1 protein-coding gene is annotated in these 416 nt (G+C 57.7%); it reads right to left on the reverse strand.

Going from position 1 to position 416, the window contains the following annotated elements; all coding sequences use genetic code 11:
* Positions 1-29: 29 nt before the first annotated feature.
* On the reverse strand, positions 30-416 hold a 387-nt coding region (locus tag INT33_RS21690), incomplete at its 5' end, for an electron transfer flavoprotein subunit beta/FixA family protein (protein WP_193092950.1).

Consider the following 416-nt stretch of genomic DNA (forward strand, 5'->3'; position numbering starts at 1 on the left):
TACCAGAATGCTCATGCGTTCGACTCCTCTTAAAGCACCTTGGCTTCGTTTTTAAGTTTATCGATCAGTTCGTCCACCGAGGCGACTTTGATACCACCTTTGCGCTCGGCCGGAGATTCCACCTTGAGCAGGCTGACCTTGGACGCCACCTCGACGCCATAATCGGCTGGGGTTTTGACGTCCATGGGCTTTTTCTTAGCCTTCATGATGTCCGGAAGCTTGGCGTAGCGCGGCTCGTTCAGGCGCAGGTCAGTAGTCACGATCGCCGGGAGCGTCAGCGCAATCGTCTGCAGACCGCCGTCGATTTCACGCGTAACGTTGACCTTGTCGCCGTCGACTGCCACTTCCGAGGCAAACGTGCCTTGCGGCAGGTTGGTCAGCGCGGCGAGCATCTGGCCGGTCTGGTTGTTGTCGGT

Source organism: Halomonas colorata (assembly GCF_014897985.1).
In the GTDB taxonomy this organism is placed as follows: Bacteria; Pseudomonadota; Gammaproteobacteria; order Pseudomonadales; family Halomonadaceae; genus Vreelandella; species Vreelandella colorata.